2 tRNA genes and 3 rRNA genes are annotated in these 5,286 nt (G+C 53.3%); all 5 read right to left on the reverse strand.

The features are described from left to right. Positions 1-8: 8 nt before the first annotated feature. Positions 9-123 (reverse strand): 5S ribosomal RNA (rrf, locus tag AC1VXC_RS20700). Positions 124-248: 125 nt separating this feature from the next. After that, a 23S ribosomal RNA gene (locus AC1VXC_RS20705) occupies positions 249-3,126 on the reverse strand. 224 nt (positions 3,127-3,350) lie between these two features. Further along, positions 3,351-3,427 (reverse strand) — tRNA-Ile (locus AC1VXC_RS20710). 22 nt (positions 3,428-3,449) lie between these two features. Then, positions 3,450-3,525, reverse strand: a tRNA-Ala gene (locus AC1VXC_RS20715). Between the two features lie 94 nt (positions 3,526-3,619). Beyond that, a 16S ribosomal RNA gene (locus AC1VXC_RS20720) occupies positions 3,620-5,164 on the reverse strand. The 16S, 23S and 5S rRNA genes sit together here with 2 tRNA genes alongside, the layout of an rRNA operon. Between the last annotated feature and the right edge of the window lie 122 nt (positions 5,165-5,286).

Below are 5,286 nucleotides of genomic sequence, written 5' to 3' on the forward strand. Positions count from 1 at the left end.
GATAAAAACCCTGACGATGACCTACTCTCGCACAGCTTAGGCTGCACTACCATCGGCGCGGCTGCGTTTCACTTCCGAGTTCGGGATGGGATCGGGTGGTTCCACAGCGCTAATTTCATCAGGGAGACGGTTGGAGCGTCGCCATCCAAATAACGGATTTAGGCGCCTGCCTCTCATGGATCTTGTGACGTAGCGTGCACTTGGACTTCTATCGACATGTCATGTCGGCCAAGGCAACTTGAGGTTATATGGTCAAGCCACACGGATCATTAGTATCAGTTAGCTCAATGCATTGCTGCACTTACACACCTGACCTATCAACCACATAGTCTATATGGTTCCTTTAGGGGGCTTGTGCCCCGGGAAGTCTCATCTTGAGGCGCGCTTCCCGCTTAGATGCTTTCAGCGGTTATCGCTTCCGAACATAGCTACCCGGCAATGCCACTGGCGTGACAACCGGAACACCAGAGGTTCGTCCACTCCGGTCCTCTCGTACTAGGAGCAGCCCCTCTCAAACTTCCAACGCCCATGGCAGATAGGGACCGAACTGTCTCACGACGTTCTGAACCCAGCTCGCGTACCACTTTAAATGGCGAACAGCCATACCCTTGGGACCGACTACAGCCCCAGGATGTGATGAGCCGACATCGAGGTGCCAAACACCGCCGTCGATATGAACTCTTGGGCGGTATCAGCCTGTTATCCCCGGAGTACCTTTTATCCGTTGAGCGATGGCCCTTCCATACAGAACCACCGGATCACTAAGTCCTAGTTTCCTACCTGCTTGATCCGTCGATCTTGCAGTCAAGCACGCTTATGCCTTTGCACACAGTGCGCGATGTCCGACCGCGCTGAGCGTACCTTCGAGCTCCTCCGTTACTCTTTAGGAGGAGACCGCCCCAGTCAAACTACCCACCATACACGGTCCCCGATCCAGATAATGGACCTAGGTTAGAACGTCAAGCACGACAGGGTGGTATTTCAAGGATGGCTCCACTGCAGCTAGCGCCACAGTTTCATAGCCTCCCACCTATCCTACACAGACGAACTCAACGTTCAGTGTAAAGCTATAGTAAAGGTTCACGGGGTCTTTCCGTCTTGCCACGGGAACGCTGCATCTTCACAGCGATTTCAATTTCACTGAGTCTCGGGTGGAGACAGCGCCGCTGTCGTTACGCCATTCGTGCAGGTCGGAACTTACCCGACAAGGAATTTCGCTACCTTAGGACCGTTATAGTTACGGCCGCCGTTTACTGGGGCTTCGATCAAGAGCTTCGCCTTGCGGCTGACCCCATCAATTAACCTTCCAGCACCGGGCAGGCGTCACACCCTATACGTCCACTTTCGTGTTTGCAGAGTGCTGTGTTTTTGATAAACAGTCGCAGCGGCCTGGTTACTGCGACCCTCTTCAGCTATAGCTCGCATGAGCCACCAAAAAGGGTGCACCTTCTCCCGAAGTTACGGTGCCATGTTGCCTAGTTCCTTCACCCGAGTTCTCTCAAGCGCCTGAGAATTCTCATCCTACCCACCTGTGTCGGTTTACGGTACGGTCTGCGTAAGCTGAAGCTTAGGAGCTTTTCCTGGAAGCGTGGTATCAGTGACTTCGCCTTAAAGGCTCGTCTCGGTGCTCGGTCTTAAAGGATCCCGGATTTGCCAAAGATCCAAACCTACCGCCTTTCCCCAGGACAACCAACGCCTGGTACACCTAACCTTCTCCGTCCCTCCATCGCACTTACGCGAGGTGCAGGAATATTAACCTGCTTCCCATCGACTACGCATTTCTGCCTCGCCTTAGGGGCCGACTCACCCTGCGCCGATTAACGTTGCGCAAGGAAACCTTGGGCTTTCGGCGTGCGGGTTTTTCACCCGCATTATCGTTACTCATGTCAGCATTCGCACTTCCGATACCTCCAGCAAGCTTCTCAACTCACCTTCACAGGCTTACGGAACGCTCCTCTACCGCGCATAACAAAGTTATGCACCCCAAGCTTCGGTTCTGTGCTTAGCCCCGTTAAATCTTCCCCGCAGACCGACTCGACCAGTGAGCTATTACGCTTTCTTTAAAGGGTGGCTGCTTCTAAGCCAACCTCCTGGCTGTCTGTGCCTTTCCACATGGTTTTCCACTTAGCACAAAATTTGGGACCTTAGCTGTGGGTCTGGGTTGTTTCCCTTTTCACGACGGACGTTAGCACCCGCCGTGTGTCTCCCATACAGTCCGTCTCGGTATTCGGAGTTTGCAATGGTTTGGTAAGTCGCGATGACCCCCTAGCCATAACAGTGCTCTACCCCCGAGAGGATACATATGAGGCGCTACCTAAATAGCTTTCGAGGAGAACCAGCTATCTCCGGGTTCGATTAGCTTTTCACTCCTAATCACACCTCATCCCCTACCTTTGCAACGGGAGTGGGTTCGGGCCTCCAGTGCGTGTTACCGCACCTTCACCCTGGGCATGACTAGATCACCCGGTTTCGGGTCTACTGCCCGCGACTATGCGCCCTTATCAGACTCGGTTTCCCTTCGCCTCCCCTATACGGTTAAGCTTGCCACGAACAGTAAGTCGCTGACCCATTATACAAAAGGTACGCAGTCACTCTTGCGAGCTCCTACTGCTTGTACGCACACGGTTTCAGGATCTATTTCACTCCCCTCTCCGGGGTTCTTTTCGCCTTTCCCTCACGGTACTGGTTCACTATCGGTCGGTCAGTAGTATTTAGCCTTGGAGGATGGTCCCCCCATATTCAGACAGGGTTTCACGTGCCCCGCCCTACTCGTCTTCACTGGAATGGCCCTTTTAAATACAGGGCTATCACCTTCTATGGCCGGCTTTTCCAAACCGTTTTTCTAGAACCATACCAGCTTAAGGGCTGTTCCCCGTTCGCTCGTCGCTACTCAGGGAATCTCGGTTGATTTCTTTTCCTCTGGTTACTTAGATATTTCAGTTCACCAGGTTCGCTTCCAGCAGCTATGTATTCACTGCAGGATACTGCCGAAGCAGTGGGTTTCCCCATTCGGACATTACCGGATCAAAGCTTGTTGCCAGCTCCCCGATACTTTTCGCAGGCTGCCACGTCCTTCATCGCCTCTGACCGCCAAGGCATCCACCGTGTGCGCTTATTCGCTTGACCATATAACCGCAAGTTGCCTTGGGCTACATTTGATCCAGGGGTACAAAGCCCGGATACGAATATAACGACTCAATTAATAAGAAGACATTTAAGTCTTCCGCCTTAGCCTCACGACACGTCAAGATAGATAATCTCAAACGCTCGCTACGTCACAAGTTTTAAAAGAACAGATATCAGCCACAGTGCTGACGTCTATAAATTCTTAGTATGCGGTACATTCAGAGTGGTGGGTCTGGGTAGACTCGAACTACCGACCTCACCCTTATCAGGGGTGCGCTCTAACCACCTGAGCTACAGACCCAATGTTCTGTCATAACTCAACATGGTGGAGCCTGTCGGGATCGAACCGACGACCCCCTGCTTGCAAAGCAGGTGCTCTCCCAGCTGAGCTAAGGCCCCGTATTGGGACTTTTCCATGCCAACCCTGTCGGCAATGGAACTCTGAATGCAGGTTTCTTGTGGGGACGCCTGACAGGCGATGCTGCCTTGCTCAAAAGGAGGTGATCCAGCCGCACCTTCCGATACGGCTACCTTGTTACGACTTCACCCCAGTCATCGGCCACACCGTGGCAAGCGCCCTCCCGAAGGTTAAGCTACCTGCTTCTGGTGCAACAAACTCCCATGGTGTGACGGGCGGTGTGTACAAGGCCCGGGAACGTATTCACCGCAGCAATGCTGATCTGCGATTACTAGCGATTCCGACTTCATGGAGTCGAGTTGCAGACTCCAATCCGGACTGAGATAGGGTTTCTGGGATTGGCTTACCGTCGCCGGCTTGCAGCCCTCTGTCCCCACCATTGTAGTACGTGTGTAGCCCTGGCCGTAAGGGCCATGATGACTTGACGTCATCCCCACCTTCCTCCGGTTTGTCACCGGCGGTCTCCTTAGAGTTCCCACCATTACGTGCTGGCAACTAAGGACAAGGGTTGCGCTCGTTGCGGGACTTAACCCAACATCTCACGACACGAGCTGACGACAGCCATGCAGCACCTGTGTCACGGTTCCCGAAGGCACCAATCCATCTCTGGAAAGTTCCGTGCATGTCAAGGCCAGGTAAGGTTCTTCGCGTTGCATCGAATTAAACCACATACTCCACCGCTTGTGCGGGCCCCCGTCAATTCCTTTGAGTTTCAGTCTTGCGACCGTACTCCCCAGGCGGCGAACTTAACGCGTTAGCTTCGATACTGCGTGCCAAATTGCACCCAACATCCAGTTCGCATCGTTTAGGGCGTGGACTACCAGGGTATCTAATCCTGTTTGCTCCCCACGCTTTCGTGCCTCAGTGTCAGTGTTGGCCCAGACAGTCGCCTTCGCCACGGATGTTCCTCCTGATCTCTACGCATTTCACTGCTACACCAGGAATTCCACTATCCTCTGCCACACTCTAGTCGCCCAGTTTCCATCGCAATTCCCAGGTTGAGCCCAGGGCTTTCACGACAGACTTAAACAACCACCTACGCACGCTTTACGCCCAGTAATTCCGAGTAACGCTTGCACCCTTCGTATTACCGCGGCTGCTGGCACGAAGTTAGCCGGTGCTTATTCTTTGGGTACCGTCAGAACAACCGGGTATTAACCGACTGCTTTTCTTTCCCAACAAAAGGGCTTTACAACCCGAAGGCCTTCTTCACCCACGCGGTATGGCTGGATCAGGCTTGCGCCCATTGTCCAATATTCCCCACTGCTGCCTCCCGTAGGAGTCTGGACCGTGTCTCAGTTCCAGTGTGGCTGATCATCCTCTCAGACCAGCTACCGATCGTCGCCTTGGTGGGCTCTTACCCCGCCAACTAGCTAATCGGGCATCGGCTCATTCATTCGCGCCAGGCCCGAAGGTCCCCGGCTTTCACCCGTAGGTCGTATGCGGTATTAGCGTAAGTTTCCCTACGTTATCCCCCACGAAAGAGTAGATTCCGATGCATTCCTCACCCGTCCGCCACTCGCCACCCAGAGAGCAAGCTCTCCTGTGCTGCCGTTCGACTTGCATGTGTTAGGCCTACCGCCAGCGTTCACTCTGAGCCAGGATCAAACTCTTCACTTAAAACTACATGTCCGAAGACAAATACTTTAGCTGCAGAAATTCAATCACTGGCAACGTTTCGCTTGCATTAAAACAATTGAATCATTGCTTGATTAAACGTCTGCAAGATGGACAGTCATCCA

The organism is Stenotrophomonas sp. STEN033 (assembly GCF_056856655.1).